Genomic DNA, 19,540 nt, shown 5'->3' with positions numbered 1-19,540 from the left:
GTCTGCCGTCAGAGCAGGTGCGCGGCGATCGCCTTCATCACGGCATGCGTGCGATCACGCGCTTCGAGCCGCGCGAGAATGTCGGTCAGGTGATTGCGGACGGTCCCGTCGGAAATCCCCAGCGTGCGGCCGATTTCCTTGTTCGAATAGCCGCCGGCGACGAGGCGCAGGACGTCCGCCTCGCGCGCGGTCAGGCGCGTCGGTGCGGCATCGCCGGACGGCAGCGACGAGGCCGTGCTGATGGACGCAAACAACATGTCGCCGCCGGCCAGGCGCTGGATCGCGCGCCGCAGATCCTCCGGCGCCGCGTCCTTGAGCATGAAGCCCCGCGCGCCGGCGCTGCGTGCACCCTGCAGCAGCGCCGGATCGTCGAAGGTGGTCAGCAACAGTACCGGTGTGTAGTCGCCGCGTGCACGCAGCGCGCGAACGACTTCGATGCCGGAATGTCGCGGCATGCGGACATCACTGACGACGACATCGACGCGCTGATGCTGCAAGGCCTGCAGCAGCTCGCCACCGTCGCGCGCTTCGATCACGACCTCGAGTCCGCCGAGATCGGTCAGCAGCGCGCGCAGGCCGCTCAGTACCAGCGCCTGATCGTCGGCGAGCGCGATGCGGACCGCGTCGCTCACAGCGGGATCGCCGCACACAGCCGGGTGCCGCCGCCGGCGCGCTCGCGAAGCTCCAGCGAGCCGCCGAAGGCCGCCAGCCGTTCGCGCATGCCGGCGATGCCGTAGCCTTCCGGCGCACCGCGCAAACCACGACCATCGTCCTCGACAGTCAGGCGCGCCGTGTCCGCCACGCTCGTCAAGGCGATCTGCAGATGCCGCGCTCCGGCGTGTCGCAGCACATTGGTGACCGCCTCCTGCGTGACCCGCAGCAGTGCATGAGCGCGCTGCAGGTCGGCAATGCGCAGCGCCGGATCGATCCGCACGTCCATTCGCGGCCCGAGCGCGGCCAGCGGCGCGAGCTGCGCGGCAATCGCCTGCTGCAGATCGATACCGTCGTGCTGCCGCAACTGACCGACGACAGCGCGCACTTCGCCAAGCACGGCGTCGGCCAGTTCGCGGCAGGCGGTCAAGCTCGCACGGCCGGCATCATCGGCGCGACGTTCGGCGAGGGCGAGTTGCAGTTTCAGCGCCGTCAGTTTGTGGCCGACCACATCATGCAGTTCGCGCGACAGGCGCAGACGCTCGTCGCCGCGCGCGCCTTCATCGAGCAGCAGTTGTGCGGCGTGCAACTCGGCGTGCGCCTGCAGCGCCTCGTCGCGCGCCAGTTCGGCGGCATGCGCGTAGCCGGCGGACAGCGCGGCGAACAACTGAAAGCCGGCCATGCTGATCATGCTGACCAGCACATCGTCCACACGGAAACGCTCGAGCAGGATGACCAGCAGCCCGAGATTGGCGACCAGCAGCCAGGCCAGCGTCGCGCGCGGCCGGAACGCGACCGCGAGCTGGGCGGCGACCACGACCAGCAGGATCGGCTGCGCGCCTTCGCCCAGACCCCAGCAGGCCAGCCAGGCACCGGGAATCTGCGCAACGATCAGAGCGCGTCGGCGCCGCTGCCCGGCCACGCCGGTGTCGGTGCGCTCGCGGGCAAGCAACAGCAGCAGCACGGCCAGCGACCCGGCGCCACCGGCGAGACTGCGCAGGTCCAGCGGCAAGGCCCCTGACCACGCGCGCTGCACGGGCGTCCACGCCAGTGCCAGCCAGGTCAGATAGGCGGCGAGATTGAGCGGTGCGCGCAGCCCGCGGAACGCGGCTCGCTGCACAGCGGACTCGGCGGAAGCATTCATCACGGCAGTGTGGCATTCGCGAGGCACCGCGCGGAAGGTGAGTTTTGTCACCCGTCGAAGCTGCGTTTTGTCATCTGCCGGAATCGCCGGCAGCGGCCGAAACTGGCGGCGTCATCCAGTGGAGCCGCTCATGTATTCGATCCTTCTCGGTCTGCATGCCGTCGCCGGCAGCGCCGGTCTTGCCAGCTTCTGGACCGCGGGGCTGGCGCGCAAGGGCAGCCGCCTGCACGCGCTCGCCGGCCGCAGCTTCCTGATCGCGATGTGCGCGATCGGTGTCACCGCGCTGCCGATGGCCTTGATCCAGCTCGCGCGCGGCCACACCGGCGTCGCGATCTTCCTGCTGTACCTGTTGCTGATCACGGCTTCGAGCTGCATCACGGCCTGGTTCGCGATCCGCATGAAGCGCGACTACCTGCGCTATCGAGGCACGTGGTATCGCCTGCTGGCCGCGCTGAATCTTGCTTGCGGACTGGCCCTGCTCGGCTATGGACTCGCCAGCCAGCAGATGCTGCTCGCGGGATTTTCCTCGGTCGGCATTGTGCGCGGCATGACGATGTGGCGGCTCGTCCGCCGCCCCGAAGCGCCGCGCTGGTGGCTGCGCGAACACTTCGGCTCGATGCTGGGCAATGGCGTTGCCACGCATATCGCGTTCCTGTCGATCGGCCTCAATCGCCTGCTGCCGGTGGCACTCGCCGGCACGGCACACGGACTCGCGTGGTTCGGGCCGCTGGCGATCGCGCTCGCCGTCGGCATTCGCCTGAACCGGCGCTACGGTGTGCGCGGCGCCGAGCCGGCCTGGTCGCGCACGACGACGAGCGGTTGAAGAAACGGACGACTGCCGGCGGCGCCAGGGGACGCGCCGGCAGTCGCCGCGATCAGCGACCTGCCGGCGGGTACGCGGGCAGCAGTTCCGGGGCAGGCGGCAGGCCGCCCGGCTTTTTCTTGAGCTCGCCGAGCAGATAGTTCACCGCCGTTTCCAGTTGCTCGTCGTGATCGGCCAGCAACGCGCCCGGCGAATCCTCGATCTCGATGTCCGGATCGACGCCGTGGTTTTCCATCACCCATTGCGAGTCGAGACCGTAGAGACTGTCTTCGGGCACGGTGATGTAGCCGCCGTCGAGCAGTGACCAGTAGCCGCGGATGCCGCGCACGCCGCCCCAGGTCCGCGTGCCGATCAAGGGCCCGAGGCCGTACTTGCGGAAGTAGAACGGGAAGATGTCGCCATCCGACGCCGAGTAGTGATTGATCAGGCAGGCCTTGGGTCCGTCGATCAGCTGCTGCGGTATCGGCATCGCCGCGCGCTCGCGATTGGTCGACATGCCAACGAGGATGCGGCGCAGACGTTCGAGCACGATCTGGTCGATGAAGCCGCCGCCGTTCCAGCGGTCGTCGACCACCAGCGCCTGCTTGTCGAGCTGGTTGTAGAACTGACGCACAAACTGCTGCATGCCCAGCGATTCCATGTCCGACAGGTAGATGTAGCCGATCCTGCCACCGGAGAGCTTGTCGACCGTGGCACGGTTGTGGTCGATCCAGGCCTGTTCACGCAGCGACAGCTCGTTGGCGACCGGCTCGACGACGACGTCACGGCGCTTGCCATTGGCGCTCGACGCAATCGTCAGCTTGACCGTGTCGTCGCTCTTGCCGACCAGCAGACTGTACGGATCGGTCGGCGCCTTGAGCTCGTGATCGTCGATCGCGAGCAGGTAGTCGCCGTCGTTGACCTTGATGCCCGGCGCCGACAGCGGCGCACGATAGCCCTCGCGCGTGTTGTCGCCTCGATAGATCTTCGCGAGCCGGTAACGGCCGGACGCGGCATCGAGTGTGATGTCGGCGCCCAGCATTGCGGTCGGTACCTTGGCGACCGGGTTGTTGTCGTCGCCACCGCCGACATAGGTGTGCGAGTTGCCGAGTTCGCCCTGCACTTCGCCGATCACGTAGTTGAGATCTTCGCGCGAACCGAGCAGCGGCAGCAGCTTCTGGTAGGACGCCCGTACCGCTGCCCAATCGACGCCGTTCATCTTCGTGCTGTAGAAGAAATCGCGATCCAGGCGCCAGGCGGATGCGAACATCTCCTGCCATTCGGCGCGCGGATCGATCTTCGTGCGCAGATGCGAAAGATCGAGCGGCTTCCTGTCATCGTCCTTCTTGTCGCCTTCCGGCGGCTTGGCGTCGATGATGAAAAGGTCCTTGTCCTTCTTGTAGAGCAGCTTGCCGCCGTCCGCCGCGATGCGGAACCCGTCGAGATCCTCGACCAGCGTCGCGTCCTTGCGCTCCTTCATGTCGTAGACGTGCAGCGCCGGCTTCTCGCCCGGCAGCGGCCCTTCGATGGTCTGGCTCGGCGCGGTCAGGTAGAACACCTTGTCGTCGCGCACATCGAGGCCAGTGATGTCGGCCGGCGGCACCGGCAGCGGCACTGCGCGCTGCATCAGCCCGTCGAGATCGATGTCGATCGGCTTGCTGGCGCCCGGCTTCCAGTGATCGTCGCCATCCTGCTTGTCCTTGTCGCCTTTCTTGTCGTCATCGGGCTTGTATGCCGCTTCGTCCGAGCGCGGGGCGAACGGCGAGGGCGCATCGGCCTTCAGGGTCGCAACGTAGACGCCGGTGCTTTTCAGAGTCGCGACATTGAACTCGCTTTCGCTGAAGGTCGGCAGTTCGTGGCGGGTCGACACGAAGTACAGATACTTGCCCCCGGGATCGAAGATCGGCGCGAAGTCGTTGTCGCGCATCTCGCTGACGCGCGTCGCCTTGCCGGTCGCGACGCTGTACAGCCAGATCGCGCGCACGGTGTTGTCGGCGGTGACGCTGTACGCGAGCCAGCGACCATCCGGTGACCAGCTGTAGTCGTGAATCTCCTGCAGCTTGTCCTGCGCAATCGAGGTCGGTGCACCTCCGGCCAGCGACATGACCCAGAGACGATGCTCGTTGTCGGAGAACGCCAGACGATCGCCGTCCGGCGACCAGACCGGCTGATAGAAATAGCCGCGGTCGAAATGCGTGAGGATCTTCTCGTCGCCGCCGCCGGCCGGGCGTACCGCGATCTGCTGTTCGCCGTCGACGTCGGTCGTGTACGCGAGCCGCGTGCCGTCCGGCGACCAGGCCGGATGATCCTCGTCGGCATTCGACGTCTGCGTCAGATTGCGCGTGTTGCCGTGTTCCGCCGGCACGCTGAAGACATCGCCGCGCGCACTGATCAGCACGCGCTTGCCGGTCGGTGACAGATCGTAGTCCGGCTGCTGCGCGACATCGTCGTAGCGAATGAAGTCCCTGGCATCGACATAGCGCTCGCTGGTCTGCAGTCCGTCGTCCGGCACCCGCACGTCGAGCGCATGCAGTTTTTCGCTGGGCAGATCGAGCACGTACAGCTTGCCGCCCTGCTGGAAGGCAATGCCGTCAGCACCGCCGGCGACGCCGAGCGAAGGGAAGTCGATGTCGTAGTCGCTGAAGTGCGTGACCTCGCGATACTGCTTGCTGTCGAGATCGTAGGCCCAGAGATTGACGCGACGATTGGCGTCGCGATCGGACAGGAAATAGATCGTGCGGCCGTACCACATCGGCGCGGTGTCGGTGCCCTTCCAGTCGGTGACGCGCGTCAGCTGCCTGCTGGCGAAGTCATAGATGTGGATGTCCTGCGCGAGACCGCCGTCGTAACGCTTCCAGGTGCGGAAATTGCGGAAGATGCGGTTGTAGGCGATCTGCCGGCCATCCGGGCTGTAGCTCATCAGGCCGCCGCGATCGAGCGGCAGTGCCTGCGGCGTGCCGCCGCCGAGCGCGACCGAGAACAACTTGCCGTACCAGGAATTCCAGGCTTCGGCGCGCGAGAGGAACACGACGCTTTTCGAGTCCGGCGTCCAGCCGAGCACCATGTTGTTCGGGCCCCAGCGCAGCGGCGCATCGTCAACGACGTCGGAGTGGAAGGTGAGGCGGCGCGCGACGCCACCGGTGGCGGGAATCACGTAGACATCGCGATTGCCTTGATACTGCCCGGTGAAGGCGATCCACTGTCCGTCCGGCGAAAACCGCGGCATCAGTTCGAAGCCGGGCTCGCTGGTCAGGCGGCGCGCGGTGCCGCCGTTGCGGTCGACCTCCCAGAGATTGCCATGCGCCTCGAACACGACGCTGTCGCCGTGGATCGTCGGAAAGCGCATCAGCGTGCTGTCGTCGGCCGCGGCGGGCCCCGACATCGACAGCGCAGACAGCAGCACTCCTGCGAGAACAAACGAACGCGCGAGCACGGACATCGCCATCTCCCCCGATATTGAAAGCCTTCAGACCGTCATGACAGCGAACGGTTCGCCATCCGTCAACGATTTGGGGGTTTTCCGGGGACTCCGCCATCGTCCGGCAGTCGCCAGCAACCTGCCGAATCCATATGCGTTACGCAGGTCGCGGCTTGCGACGCTCCTGCGAATTTCGACGCGGGCGCGGCGCAAGCCGCGACCTCGCTCGGATCTTCAGATAGTCGAGGATGCCTTCGGCAGCTTCACGGCCTTCGAAAACAGCGGTGACGACGAGGTCCGAGCCGCGGAGCCCAGGATCGACCGTCGCCGCCATAAGGGCGGCGATAGGGTTCGAGGCGTGCCGTGGGAGCGCGTCGCGATCAGACCTGCAGATAGTCGAGGATGCCTTCGGCGGCTTCGCGACCTTCGAAAACAGCGGTGACGACGAGGTCCGAGCCGCGAACCATATCGCCGCCCGCGAACACCTTCGGATTCGCGGTCTGGAACTTGTGTCTGGCCAGCACCTCACCGTGCACCTTGACGCGACCATCGTCGTGCAGCTTGACGGTATGCTGCTCGAACCAGGACGCCGGGCTCGGCCGGAAACCGAAGGCGACGACAACGCGATCGGCCGGAATGATCTGCTCCGAATCCGGCACGATCTCCGGCCGACGACGGCCGCGCGCGTCCGGCGCCCCGAGCGTCGTCGTCACGACCTTCACGCCTTCGACGCGATCCTTGCCGACGATCTCGACCGGCGTGCGGTTGAACAGGAATTCGACACCCTCTTCCTTGGCGTTGGCGACTTCGCGGCGCGAACCCGGCATGTTCTCTTCGTCGCGACGATAGACGCAGGTGACGCTGTCGGCGCTCTGCCGTACCGAGGTGCGATTGCAGTCCATCGCCGTGTCGCCGCCACCCAGCACGACGACGCGCTGGTTCTTCATGTCGAATTCCTGATCGGCATCGCTGCCACGACCCATGACGCGATTGATGTTGGCGATCAGGAAGGGCAGCGCCTCGTAGACCCCCGGCAGGTTCTCGCCGGGGAAGTCGCCCTTCATGTAGGTGTAGGTGCCCATGCCGAGGAACACCGCGTCGTAGTCGGCGAGCAGGCTGTCGAACGTGATGTCCTTGCCGATCTCGGTATTCAGGCGGAATTCGACGCCCATGCCTTCCAGCACTTCACGGCGACGCTGGATGACGTCCTTTTCGAGCTTGAAGGGCGGAATACCGAACGTCAGCAGGCCGCCGATCTGCGCGTACTTGTCGAACACGACCGGCTTGACGCCGTTGCGCACGAGAATGTCCGCACAGCCCAGCCCGGCCGGGCCGGCACCGATGATCGCGACCTTCTTCTTGGTCCAGCGCACCTTGGACATGTCCGGGCGCCAGCCCTGCTTGAGCGCTTCGTCGGCGATGTACTTCTCGACCGAGCCGATCGTGACCGCGCCGAAGCCGTCGTTGAGCGTGCACGCGCCTTCGCACAGCCGGTCCTGCGGACAGACCCGGCCGCAGATTTCCGGCAGGGTGTTGGTCTGGTGCGAGAGCTCGGCAGCCGTGAACAGATTGCCTTCCTCGACCAGCTTCAGCCAGTTCGGGATGTAGTTGTGCACCGGGCACTTCCACTCGCAGTACGGATTGCCGCAAGCCAGGCAGCGGCCCGACTGCGCCTTGGCCTGATCCGGCGGAAACTGGCCATAGATTTCGCGGAAGTCGTGGATGCGGACTTCGGCCTGGACCTTCTTCGGATCCTGCCGCGGCAGGTCGAGAAACTGGTTGACGTTCTTGGCGCCCATCTTGGTATTCCTTAGAGCCCGCGCAGGAAGCGTCGCGAGCGAAGACAGTTCGCGCTTCGAGCAGCGCAGAAACCGGAGTGAACTCGGCCGCTCGTGAGGATTTCGAGCAGCGCAGAAGCGCGAAATGTCGAGCGTAGTAGCTTCATGCGCGGGCTCAAGCGGCGGCACGGACGGAGTCGATCAAGGATCCGATTTCCGCGGCCTTGGGCTTCACGAGCCAGAACTTGCCGACGTAGTCCGCCCAGTCGGCGAGGATGGTCTGTGCCCACTTCGAGCCGGTAACGTTGGCGTAGTCCTGGACGATCTTGCGCAGGTGGTTCTCGTGCGCCTCCATCGACTCGGAGACCACGCGATGGATGTCGATCAGCTCGTGGTTGTAGCGGTCGACGAAGCTGCGCTTCTCGTCGAGCACGTAAGCGAAGCCACCGGTCATGCCGGCACCGAAATTGACGCCGGTGCGGCCGAGAATGACGACGCTGCCGCCGGTCATGTATTCGCAGCCGTGGTCACCGCAGCCTTCGATCACCGCATGCGCGCCGGAGTTGCGCACCGCGAAACGCTCGCCGGCCATGCCGGCCGCATACAGGGTTCCGCCGGTGGCGCCGTACAGGCAGGTGTTGCCGATGATCGCCGCTTCGCGCGTTTCATAGCGCGCGCCGCGCGGCGGCTTGACGACGATGCGGCCGCCGGCCATGCCCTTGCCGACATAGTCGTTCGCATCGCCTTCGAGTTCGAGGTTGAGGCCGCCGGCGTTCCAGACGCCGAGGCTCTGGCCGGCCGCGCCCTTGAGCTTGATCGTGATCGGCTTGTCGCCCATGTCGAGATTGCCCCAGCGACGCGCGATCTCGCCGGACAGACGCGCGCCGATCGAGCGATGCCGGTTCGACACCGAGTAATGAAAGATGCCGCCGGTCTTGTGTTCGATCGCGGGCAGGCAATCATGCAACATCGCTTCGGCGAGTTCGCCCTTGTCGAACGGCTCGTTGTTGAACATGCAGTACTGCGCGCTCGGCAGCACCATGCCGGCCGATTCGAGAATCGGTGACAGGTCGAGGTGACGCGCCTTGTCGTGCGTCGGCGCGGCAACTTCCAGCAGATCGGTGCGGCCGATCAGTTCCTTGATCGTGCGCACGCCGAGTTGCGCCATCCATTCACGCGTCTCTTCGGCGACGAAGCGGAAATAGTTCATCACCATTTCCGGCAGCCCGATGAAGTAATTGCTGCGCAGCGTCGCGTTCTGCGTGGCGACGCCGGTCGCGCAGTTGTTCAGGTGGCAGATGCGCAGGTACTTGCAGCCGAGCGCGACCATCGGCGCCGTGCCGAAGCCGAAGGACTCGGCGCCGAGGATCGCGGCCTTGATGACATCGAGACCGGTCTTCAGTCCGCCGTCGGTCTGCACGCGGACCTTGTCGCGCAGATTGTTCATGCGCAGCGTCTGGTGCGTTTCCGACAGACCGAGTTCCCAGGGCGTGCCGGCGTACTTGACGCTGGTCAGCGGCGACGCGCCGGTGCCGCCGTCGTAACCGGAGATCGTGATCAGGTCGGCGTAGGCCTTGGCGACACCGGCGGCGATCGTGCCGACACCGGGACCCGACACCAGCTTGACCGACACCAGCGCCTGCGGATTGACCTGCTTGAGATCGAAAATGAGCTGCGCGAGATCTTCGATCGAGTAGATGTCGTGGTGCGGTGGCGGCGAGATCAGCGCGACGCCGGGCTTGGCGAAACGCAGCCTGGCGATCTGCTCGTTGACCTTGTCGCCGGGCAGCTGTCCGCCTTCGCCGGGCTTGGCGCCCTGCGCGACCTTGATCTGCAATACCTCGGCGTTGACCAGGTACTGCGGCGTGACGCCGAAGCGGCCGGACGCGACCTGCTTGATCTTCGACATCTTCTCGGTGCCGTAGCGCGCCGGGTCTTCACCGCCTTCGCCCGAGTTGCTGCGGCCGCCGAGCCGGTTCATCGCGATCGCCAGCGCCTCGTGCGCTTCCGGCGACAGGGCGCCCAGCGACATGCCGGCGGAGTCGAAGCGCTTGAGGATGGCGTCGACCGATTCGACTTCGTCGATCGGCACGGCCACGCTGTCCTTGAGCTTGAACAGGTCGCGTATCGTCGCGACCGGGCGCTCGTTGACGTGCGTGGCATAGACTTTGTAATCGCCGTAGTCGCCGGTCTTCACGGCCTTCTGCAGTGTGGCGATCACGTCCGGGTTGTACGCGTGATATTCACCGCCGTGGATGAACTTGTGCAGTCCGCCCTGTTCGATCGGCTTGCGCGCGCTCCATGCCAGCTCGGCGAGTTCCTGCTGCTCGGCCTGCAGATCCGCGAACTGCGCGCCCTGGATGCGCGAAACGGTGTCTTCGAAACACAGGTCGACGATCTCGTCGGACAGGCCGACAATCTCGAACAGCTGCGCACCCCGGTAGCTGGAGATGGTGCTGATACCCATCTTCGAGATGATCTTGTAGAGACCCTTGTTGATGCTCTTGCGATACGACTGCGCGAGTGCCTCGACCGGCTTGTTCTTGATCTGCCCGGCGCGAGCCATCTCGTAGAGCGACGCGTAGGCGAGATACGGGTAGATGCATGAAGCGCCGTACCCGATCAGACAGGCGAACTGATGGGGATCGCGCACCGTCGCGGTTTCGACCACGATGTTGCAGTCGCAGCGCAGCCCTTCGCGCACGAGGTGATTGTTGACGGCGCCGACCGCGAGCAGCGCATGCATCGGCAGCTTGCCGCGTTCGATCGCCCGGTCCGACAGCACCAGCACGACGCGGCCGCCGCGTACCGCCGCAGCCGCTTCATCACAGATCGCGTGCAGCGCGGCATTCAGTCCGGTCGCCGGATCGTAGTTGAGGTCGATGTTGTGGTGAGCGAAGGCCGGATCTTCGTCGCCGATCGCCAGCAGCTTCTTGAACTTGGCCTCCGACAGCACCGGCGAGTCGACCAGCAGGCGAGACGCGCGCTCCGGCGTTTCCTCGAAGATGTTCTTCTCGGCGCCGAGCTGGCATTCCAGCGACATCACGATCTGCTCGCGCAGCGGATCGATCGGCGGATTGGTGACCTGCGCGAACATCTGCCGGAAGTAGTCGTAGACCGAGCGCGGCCGTTCCGAGAGCACCGCGAACGGCGTGTCGTCGCCCATCGAGCCGATCGCTTCCTGTCCGGCCTCGGCGGCCGGACGCAGCACCTGATCGCGTTCTTCGAAGGTCAGCTGGAACATCTTGTGATACGTCGCGACCGTATCCGGCGGCATCGTGTCGAGCGCGCTCGGATCGTCGGACAGCGAGGCTTCGACGCGCTTCATCTTGGTCTTCAGCCACTGCTTGTAGGGCTTGCGAGCAGCGAGCATCTTGTCGATGTCTTCCGGTCGCAGCAGCGCGCCGGACTCGGTATCGACCGCGAGAATCTCGCCGGGTCGCAGTCGACCCTTTTCGACGACGTCCTGAATCTTGAAGTCGTGCACGCCGATTTCCGACGCGAGCACGATGTGGCGATCGGTCGTGATCACGTAGCGTGCCGGGCGCAGGCCGTTGCGATCGAGTGTACAGGCGGCGTAGCGGCCGTCGGTGATGACAACGCCGGCCGGCCCGTCCCAGGGCTCCATGTTCACCGAGTTGTATTCGTAGAACGCGCGCACGTCGGAATCGAGGTCCTCGACGTTCTGCCAGGCCGGCGGAATCAGGGCGCGCAGCGAGGCAAAGATGTCCATGCCGCCCGCGAGCAGCACTTCGAGCATGTTGTCGAGCGACTGCGAATCCGATCCCGAGAGATTTACCAGCGGCGCGATCTCCTCGATGTCGGGCAGGGACTCGCACTGGAATTTGCGCGCGCGCGCCTGCGCCCACTTGCGGTTGCCGGAGATCGTGTTGATCTCGCCGTTGTGCGCGAGATAACGGAACGGATGACAGAGCCGCCACTGCGGTGTGGTGTTGGTCGAGAAGCGCTGGTGGAACACGCACATCGACGATTCCAGCAGCGGGTCGGCGAGATCCGGATAGAAGCTGGCCAGGAACTCCGGCATGACCAGACCCTTGTAGACCAGCACGCGGCACGACAGATGGGTGACATAGAACTCGCGGTCGCCTTCGGCCGCGACCAGCTTCTCGGCACGACGGCGGGCCTTGAAGAGCTTCAGTTCGAATGCAAACTTGTGGGTATCGACCGGCGCGGTGACAAATACCTGCTCGACGACCGGCACGCTTTTCATCGCCTCCTCGCCCAGCGCCGACAGTTCGGTCGGCACCACGCGGAAGCCGGCGACGCTCAGGCCCTGCAACTCCAGGCTTTCCTTGAGCAGGGCGCGCGCGCGATCACGGCGGGCGTCGTCCTGCGAAAAGAAGATGTTGCCAGCGCAATAGTCGCCATCACCGAGCTTGAACCCGAGCGCGGCAGCGGCCTTGCGCAGAAACGCATCCGGCTTTTTCATCAGCAGACCACAGCCATCGCCGGTCTTGCCGTCGGCTGCCACCGCGCCGCGGTGGGTCATGCGCGCGAGCGCCGTGATCGCGGTCTGCACCAGCTTGTGCGACGGCTGATCGTCCATGTGGGCAATCAGGCCGAAGCCGCAGCTGTCCTTCTCGAATTCTTCCCGATACAGGCCGCGAACGGTCTGGGACGGCCGGGAACGGTCGTGGGGCTGGCGGTCAGTCATGAAGCTCGCTCCAATCAAGCGGGGCACCGGGCATCAAGCACAGGCTTGTCCGGGCGGGGCAGGAACGATAGGAGGGCGCCTGAAACTCCGCAAACCTCGGCGCCAGGTGTGGCGGCGCTGCGTTGCAGCACGCAATTGAATCATGGACTTAGCTTCATATATTATGGCCATCTAAATAGCCATCTTGTCCGGGATTGCGCATTTTTCGCCCATGAAAGCCGTCTCCATCGCCGACGCCAAGAACCGCCTGACGGAACTGCTGTATGCCGCCGAGGACGGCCAGCCGGTGCAGGTCACGCGCCGCGGGCAGCCGGTTGCGGTGCTGCTGTCGGACGCCGAATACCTGCGCCTGAAGAACGCAGCCGCCGCCAGCGTCGATTTCGCGAGCTGGGCAAGACAATGGCGGGACCAGCTGGCGCCCGGGATCGAAGGCATCACGGCCGCCGAACTCGAACGCTGGCGTGAACTCTAGGGTCAGCTGACGCAATGGCGAAGCTGCGATATCTGCTCGATCTGCCGGTGCTGGCCGAACTGACGCGGCCTGCCGGCAACCGCCGCGTGTTCACGCTGTTTCAGCAGCAGCAGTCGGCCTGCGCGATCGGTGCACCGGCCAGTTACGCCTTGCTGCGCGGCGTGGCCGGCATGCGCGACGGCGAACGTCGCGAACAGCTGCAGGCTTTTACCGCCGAATTGCTGCTGACCGGACCACCGGTGCTGCCTTTTGATCATGACGCCGCGATCTGGCTGGCGCGCGCCGACGTCGATCAGGCGCGCACGCGCCGCAACTGGACCGTGCTCGATGCCCAGCTTGCCGCGATTGCCGCGAGTCGCGAGCTGGTGCTGGTGACGCGTGGCGCGGCATCGTTCGCCGGGCTCGCCGACTTGCGCGTCGAGGACTGGTTCCGGCCCTGAGCACGGCCGCACGGCGCCGCGCAGCTGCCGTGTAATGAATCGTCACACTTCATTCCGTATTCAGTCGGGCGGGCCTAGCGTGCAGGCGCATCTTCAGGAGGATGTGCCATGTCCTTGCGACCCTTGCGTCTGCTCTCGTTGCTGTCAGCCTTGCTGCTCGCGTCGTGGGCGGCGCAGGCTTCGACTTCGGTTTTCATCTCGGTTCACAGCGCGCCGCCGGCGCTGCCGGTCTACGAACAACCGTACTGTCCGGGGCCCGGCTACGTCTGGACACCCGGGTACTGGGGCTGGAACGGAGATGACTATTACTGGGTACCGGGCACCTGGGTCCTGGCGCCGGTCGGCATGCTGTGGACGCCGGGCTACTGGGGCTGGGCCGACAATGTCTATGTCTGGCACGGGGGTTACTGGGGTCCACGGGTCGGCTACTACGGCGGCATCAATTACGGACACGGCTACTCAGGCAGCGGTTATGCCGGCGGCTATTGGCGCAACCGCGTTTTCTACTACAACCGCAGCGTCAATCATGTCGACAGCAGGCGCGTCACGCATGTCTATTCGCGCCACGTCACGGTCAACCGGATCAATGTCACACGCGTCAGCTACAACGGCGGCGACGGTGGCACGCGCACCCGGCCCAGCCATGACGAAGAGGCGTATGCGCGCCACCGGCACACCGGCCCGACCGAGGCGCAGCGCCGTCACGAACAGGACGCACGCAATGATCGACGCATGAATGCCTCGGAAAATCACGGTCGCCCGCCGCCGCGCGTTGGTGAACATCGGGACCGCGGCAGCCAGCCGGAGCACAGCGCGTCGCCGCACCGTGACGATCATGGCAACGACCGAAACGTCCACGGGGGCGAGCAGCATCCGCCGCGAGCGTCGGGAAGCTCGCAAGCCTCACACGGGCACGGTGGCAAGGCCGGACACCGGCCGAACGAGGCGCCGCAGCACGCGCAGCATCGTCCGCCCCAAGCTCCCCGGCAGCCGTCCGGGCGCGAGGGGCAGCGAAACGGGGCGCCGCAGCAAGTGCATCAGCCGCAGCGAACGCAACGGCAGCGCAGCGGATCACCACGACAGCAGCACATGGGCGCGCCGCAGCGACACGATCATCAGCCAGTGCCGAACCAGCTGCCCGCTCAGGAGTCGGGGCACCGTCAGAATCGGCAACTTTAGCGCCATAGCGGCCTTGTCGCCTCAGCGCAGGCGGCGCGGGTCGAACAGCCGTTCGTGCTCGTCGATCGCGTAGCGATCGGTCATGCCGGCAATGTAGTCGGCGACCACCCGGGCTCGTCCGGCGGCACCTTCCACGGCCTCCAGCCCCTGTGCCTGGGCATGGAAATCGGGCGGCATCAATCGCGCATCGTGGATGAAGGCGTCGAACAGGCCATGAATCACCCGCTTGGCCTTGACCATCATGCGGTACACCTGATGGTGACGGTACAAGTGCTCGCGCAGGAAGCGTTTGAGCTCGTCGTTCTCGGCACTGAGTGCCGGCGAGAACGCGATCAGCGGCAGCGGTCGCGCGCGCACGTCTTCAAGGCTCGTGATCCCGGCATCGATCAGTGCACGCTTCGAGTGGGCGATCAGGTCGGTGACCAGCGTATTGATGATGCGACGGATCGTTTCGTGGCGCTGCTGCTTGAGTGTGATCTGCCCGTAACGATTGATCACTTCGTCGTGGTGGCGCCGGAACAGCGTGACCTGGCGCAGCTGATCGATCGTCAACAGACGCGCGCGCAGGCCGTCATCGATATCGTGATTGTTGTACGCGATCTCGTCGGCGCGGTTGGCAAGCTGGGCTTCGAGCGTCGTCTGCCGATTGCTCAGGAAGCGTTCGGCAACCTCGCCAAGTTGTTCGGCGCGGGCCTTGGAGCAATGCTTCAGTATGCCCTCGCGCGTCTCGAACATCAGATTGAGGCCGAGGAATTCGGCGTACTTGTCTTCCAGCTCGTCGACAACGCGCAAGGACTGCGCATTGTGCTCGAAGCCGCCGTAGGGCTTCATGCATTCGTCGAGTGCGTCCTGTCCGGCGTGGCCGAACGGCGTATGGCCAAGATCGTGCGCCAGCGACACGGCTTCGCAGAGGTCTTCGTGCAGGCGCAGACTGCGTGCAATCGTGCGCGCGATCTGCGCAACCTCGACCGAATGCGTCAGCCGCGTGCGGAACAGGTCGCCTTCGTGATTGACGAAAACCTGGGTCTTGTATTCAAGCCGGCGGAACGCGGCGGAGTGGATGATGCGATCGCGATCGCGCTGGTATTCGCTGCGATGCCCGGCGCCATCTTCGCGGTGCCGGCGACCGCGGGAGCGCGCGTCGTCGGCAGCATAGGGCGCAAGCTCGGCGTTCACGCGTTCAGGCGGTGTAGTGCCGCAAGGTGGCGTCGAGCGCTGCCGGATCGAAATCGCCGCTGACGACGGCCTCGCCGAGCCGGCGCATGAGGATCAAGCGCAACTTGCCGCTGGCGACCTTCTTGTCGAGACTCATGAGCGCGCGGAAGTCGTCGGCGCGCATGCCGGCCGGGACCTGCACCGGAAGGCCGCTGCGTTCGATCAACTGCCGGCAACGCTGCGCGTCCGGCGTCGACAGCCAGCCGAGCCGCGCGGACAGATCGGCCGCCATGCACAGTCCGACTGCAACGGCTTCGCCGTGCAGCCATTCGTTGTAGTGGGTGAAGGTCTCGATCGCGTGCGCAAAGGTATGACCGAGATTGAGCAGCGCGCGCGGCCCGGCGCCGCCGGCCAGCGATTCGCGTTCGTCCTGGGCGACGATCGCTGCCTTCATCTCGCAGCTGCGGCGAACGGCGTAGCGCAGCGCAGCGTCGTCAAGCGCCAGCAGCGCCTCGAGCTTTTGCTCCAGCCAGGCGAAAAAGCCGGCGTCGCCGAGCATGCCGTACTTGATGATTTCGGCGATGCCAGCGAGCCGCTCGCGCACCGGCAGGGTCACGAGCGTTGCGGTATCGGCGAGCACCAGCCGAGGCTGATGAAAGGCACCGATCATGTTCTTGCCGCGCGGATGATTCACGCCGGTCTTGCCGCCGACCGAGGAATCGACCTGCGCGAGCAGCGTCGTGGGCAGCTGCACGAAATCGATGCCGCGCTGATAGATCGCCGCACAGAAACCGACCAGGTCGCCGATCACGCCGCCCCCCAGCGCAATCAGCAAGCCGTCGCGCGGCAGGCGCGAGGCCAGCAGCCAGTCCATGATCTGTTCGACGCTGGCCAGCGTCTTGCTGGTTTCGCCCGGCGGCAGCACCAGCACGTGCTGCGAATCGAGCGACAGGCTGCCTTGCACGCCTGCCAGATAGTGCGCGGCGACGTGCTGGTCGGTGATCAGCCGCAGCGGGCGGGTGCGAACGGCGTCCAGCAGATCGGGGCGCTGCAGCAGGCCGGCCCCGATGTGTATCGGATAGCGGCGCGTGCCGAGTTCGACGTCGAGAGTATCCATGGGTCATGAACGCGCAGCTCAGGCTGCGGCGGGCATCGTATCAAATGGGCGGCGCCGAACCGTCCAGCCCCTGTTCGATTTCGTGTACCAGGGTTTTGGCGCTGCGTCCGTCGGTGCTGACGATCAGATCGGCGATCTCGCGATAGAGAGGATCGCGCTGCGCGAACAGACTGCTCAGTACGCCGCGCCGGTCGCTGACGTTGTGCAGCAGCGGCCGATTGTCGGCACGCGAGGTACGATGCAATTGCTGGTCGACCGACGCATGCAGGTAGACGACATAGCCGTGCGCCGCCAGCACACGACGGTTGTCGGCATCGAGCACGGCACCACCGCCGGTCGCCAGCACGATGCCGCCACGCATGACCAGTTCGCTGATCATCTGGCTTTCGCGCTTGCGGAATCCCGCTTCGCCTTCGCGCTCGAAGATATAGGGGATGTCGACGCCGGTGCGCGCCTCGATCTCGTGATCGCTGTCGATGAATTCCAGACCGCGGAGTTCGGCCAGGCGCCGGCCGACCGTTGTCTTGCCGGCGCCCATGGGGCCGATCAGGAAGATATTGCAACCACCCGTCATTGCCTGCGCCGCCTTCGCGCTAGACCATGAACCGGCTTCGATCCTGCGCCAGCATTCAGTTGACCTTCAAGCCGTCCTGGAGAACCTTGGGGGTCACGAAGATCAGCAACTCGCGCTTGGTGTCCGATTTGCTGCTGTTGCGGAACAGGAAGCCGAGCAGCGGTACGTCGCCCAGCAACGGCACCTTCGATGCGCCAGTCGTCGACTCACGCTGGAATACGCCACCGAGAACCACGGTGTCACCACTGCGGATCAGCACCTGGGTGTCGAGCTTGCGCGTGTCGATGGCCGGCGCCGACCCCGAACCCGTCGTGACATTCTCGCCCTGACTGTCGTTGGTGACGTTGAGATCCATGATGACGCGATTGTCCGGCGTGATCTGTGGCGAAACCGTCAGCGACAGCACGGCCTTCTTGAACTGGGTGTTCGTTCCGGAATTGCCGCTCGAGGTCTGGTACGGAATTTCGCGACCCTGTTCGATCGTCGCCTGCTTGCCGTTGGCAGTGACCACACGCGGCGAGGAAATCACTTCGCCGCGGCCTTCGGTCTGCAGGGCCTGCAACTCAAGATCGATCTGGAAGTCGGACCCGAGAATGCTCCAGCCGATGCTCGGCGCGGCGGCGGCGGCAGGCAGGTTGATCGAGTAGGAGTCGTCGAGCGACGGGATGCTGCCGTTGGCCACCTGGTTTGCACCAAGCGCCGTGCCGCTCTGACCGATGCGCGTGTTGCCGACCGACCCGATCGTATTGACGCCGAACTTGGTGCCGATATCGCGCGCGAAATCCTCGTTGGCGATGACGATGCGCGATTCGATCAGCACCTGTCGCACCGGCACGTCCAGCCGTGCGACCAGCTGCCGGATCTCGTCGATCTTTTCGCGGGTCTCCAGCACGAGGAGGGTGTTGGTGCGCTCGTCGACGGTCACCCGACCGCGTTCGCTGAGCATCGAGGTCTTGTCCGAGCCCAGCAATGCCTTGATGTCCGACGCCTTCGCGTAGTTGACCTGGATGATTTCCGAACGCAAGGGGGCGAGGTCGGTCTTCTGCTGCTGGGCTTCCAGCTCGGCCTTTTCTCGCGCGGCAATCTCGTCGATCGGCGCGACCATCATGACGTTGCCCTGCTGACGCATGCCCAGGCCCTTGGAGCGCAGGATGATATCGAGTGCCTGGTCCCAGGGAACGTTCTGCAGTCGCATCGCGATGTCGCCATGCACGGAGTCGCTGATCACCATGTTGGTGCCGGCGACGTCGGCGATGATCTGCAACAGCGCGCGCACGTCGATGCTCTGGAACGACAGCGAGATCCGTTCACCCTTGTACTGCGGTTCGTTGCGCTTGCGCTCTTCGAGCTTGGCCTGCGTCAGCGGCTGCAGCTCCAGTGTGAACTCGCCGTTCGACTGGTAGGCCGCCTGGTCGAAGGCGGCGCCCTGGCTGGGCGTCACGATCAACTGCGTGTCGGCACCGTCATGCTTGATATCGACATACTTCACCGGAGTCGCGAAATCGAGCACATCGAGGCGCCGCGCAAGCTTGTCAGGCAGGCTGGTGTTCTTGAACACCGCAACGATGCGATCATTGTCATCGTGCACGTCGACGATGGTCTGCGGATTGCTCAGGCTGACAACGATGCGTCCTTCACCCTTTTCGCCGCGGCGAAAATCGACGTTGCCGATGCTGCTGGCACCGGCGACGGCGGCAGCGTCATGGCTGCTTGCGGCCGCCACCGCGGCCGGGCTCTCGATTTCGACATAGAGCTTGTTGCCATCGCGGCGCAGTTGATAGGGAGCACTCTGGTGCAGCGAGACCACGATTCGGGTCCTACCGTTTGCCTCCACCGCATCGATGCCGGCGACGTCGCCGACGTCGATCCGGCGATGCGGTTGCGCCAGCGCGACCGCCGTATCAGGCAAGTCAATCGAAATCCTGGCGGGCTGGTCGACCGTGAACACATTCGGTTCCGGCGCCGTGTCCGACAGCGTCAGCGTCAGCAGGACGCGATCGCCTGGCTGGGCGACGAAGTCGAGACCCTGGAGCAGGTGTCCGACCCCCTGAGCCTGCGCAGCGCCGGTAACGAGCACGAGCAGCAGGCCGACAATTTTATGTTCTGACCACCAGGCGGTGCGCTTCAACATGACG

The 19,540-nt window shown here is 65.3% G+C and carries 13 protein-coding genes; 4 read left to right on the top strand and 9 right to left on the bottom strand.

Annotated features, from left to right (window positions below; all coding sequences use genetic code 11):
- Positions 1-8: 8 nt before the first annotated feature.
- Positions 9-632 (bottom strand): response regulator, encoded by a 624-nt coding sequence (locus G7Y85_RS20695; protein WP_166260200.1) that lies wholly within the window; start codon positions 630-632, stop codon positions 9-11.
- Positions 629-1,795: a sensor histidine kinase gene (locus tag G7Y85_RS20330; protein WP_166260197.1), complete on the bottom strand. Its 1,167-nt coding sequence runs from the start codon at positions 1,793-1,795 to the stop codon at positions 629-631. The genes G7Y85_RS20695 and G7Y85_RS20330 overlap by 4 nt, the downstream gene beginning before the upstream one ends.
- 130 nt (positions 1,796-1,925) lie before the next feature.
- On the opposite strand from G7Y85_RS20330, the gene G7Y85_RS17185 reads away from it, so the two are divergent.
- Complete coding sequence (locus G7Y85_RS17185; RefSeq protein ID WP_166260195.1) at positions 1,926-2,618, top strand: hypothetical protein; 693 nt, start codon at positions 1,926-1,928, stop codon at positions 2,616-2,618.
- A 52-nt stretch (positions 2,619-2,670) separates the two neighbouring features.
- Here the strand turns inward: G7Y85_RS17185 and G7Y85_RS17180 are convergent, their stop codons facing one another.
- The 3 genes from G7Y85_RS17180 to gltB all read right to left on the bottom strand — a co-directional run bounded on the left by G7Y85_RS17180 (position 2,671) and on the right by gltB (position 12,468).
- Complete coding sequence (locus G7Y85_RS17180; protein WP_166260192.1) at positions 2,671-6,036, bottom strand: S41 family peptidase; 3,366 nt, start codon at positions 6,034-6,036, stop codon at positions 2,671-2,673.
- 359 nt (positions 6,037-6,395) lie between these two features.
- Complete coding sequence (locus tag G7Y85_RS17175; protein ID WP_166260189.1) at positions 6,396-7,814, bottom strand: FAD-dependent oxidoreductase; 1,419 nt, start codon at positions 7,812-7,814, stop codon at positions 6,396-6,398.
- 154 nt (positions 7,815-7,968) lie between these two features.
- Positions 7,969-12,468 (bottom strand): glutamate synthase large subunit, encoded by a 4,500-nt coding sequence (gltB, locus tag G7Y85_RS17170; protein ID WP_166260186.1) that lies wholly within the window; start codon positions 12,466-12,468, stop codon positions 7,969-7,971.
- Positions 12,469-12,679: 211 nt separating this feature from the next.
- On the opposite strand from gltB, the gene G7Y85_RS17165 reads away from it, so the two are divergent.
- The 3 genes from G7Y85_RS17165 to G7Y85_RS17155 all read left to right on the top strand — a co-directional run bounded on the left by G7Y85_RS17165 (position 12,680) and on the right by G7Y85_RS17155 (position 14,559).
- The gene (locus G7Y85_RS17165) at positions 12,680-12,940 is read left to right on the top strand and encodes a type II toxin-antitoxin system Phd/YefM family antitoxin (RefSeq protein ID WP_166260183.1); all 261 of its coding nucleotides are present in this window, start codon (positions 12,680-12,682) and stop codon (positions 12,938-12,940) included.
- Positions 12,941-12,954: 14 nt separating this feature from the next.
- Positions 12,955-13,380 (top strand): type II toxin-antitoxin system VapC family toxin, encoded by a 426-nt coding sequence (locus G7Y85_RS17160; protein ID WP_166260180.1) that lies wholly within the window; start codon positions 12,955-12,957, stop codon positions 13,378-13,380.
- Between the two features lie 108 nt (positions 13,381-13,488).
- The gene (locus tag G7Y85_RS17155) at positions 13,489-14,559 is read left to right on the top strand and encodes a YXWGXW repeat-containing protein (RefSeq protein ID WP_166260177.1); all 1,071 of its coding nucleotides are present in this window, start codon (positions 13,489-13,491) and stop codon (positions 14,557-14,559) included.
- 21 nt (positions 14,560-14,580) lie between these two features.
- Here G7Y85_RS17155 and G7Y85_RS17150 read toward each other — a convergent pair whose 3' ends face one another.
- The 4 genes from G7Y85_RS17150 to G7Y85_RS17135 are packed head-to-tail and all read right to left on the bottom strand — an operon-like array spanning position 14,581 to position 19,536.
- On the bottom strand, positions 14,581-15,783 hold the full coding sequence (locus G7Y85_RS17150) for a deoxyguanosinetriphosphate triphosphohydrolase (protein ID WP_436286642.1): 1,203 nt from the start codon (positions 15,781-15,783) through the stop codon (positions 14,581-14,583).
- Positions 15,740-16,831 carry a 3-dehydroquinate synthase gene (aroB, locus tag G7Y85_RS17145; RefSeq protein WP_166260174.1) on the bottom strand — a complete coding sequence of 364 codons (1,092 nt, stop codon included), beginning with the start codon at positions 16,829-16,831 and terminating at the stop codon, positions 15,740-15,742. Before aroB ends, G7Y85_RS17150 begins: the two co-directional genes overlap by 44 nt.
- Positions 16,832-16,871: 40 nt before the next feature.
- Positions 16,872-17,405 carry a shikimate kinase AroK gene (gene aroK / locus G7Y85_RS17140; protein WP_166260171.1) on the bottom strand — a complete coding sequence of 178 codons (534 nt, stop codon included), beginning with the start codon at positions 17,403-17,405 and terminating at the stop codon, positions 16,872-16,874.
- A 55-nt stretch (positions 17,406-17,460) separates the two neighbouring features.
- The gene (locus G7Y85_RS17135) at positions 17,461-19,536 is read right to left on the bottom strand and encodes a type IV pilus secretin PilQ (protein WP_166260168.1); all 2,076 of its coding nucleotides are present in this window, start codon (positions 19,534-19,536) and stop codon (positions 17,461-17,463) included.
- Positions 19,537-19,540: the final 4 nt, after the last annotated feature.

It is taken from the genome of Solimonas terrae, from assembly GCF_011067135.1.
Lineage (GTDB): Bacteria > Pseudomonadota > Gammaproteobacteria > Nevskiales > Nevskiaceae > Solimonas > Solimonas terrae.
This window is presented reverse-complemented; position numbering and strand designations above follow the sequence as displayed.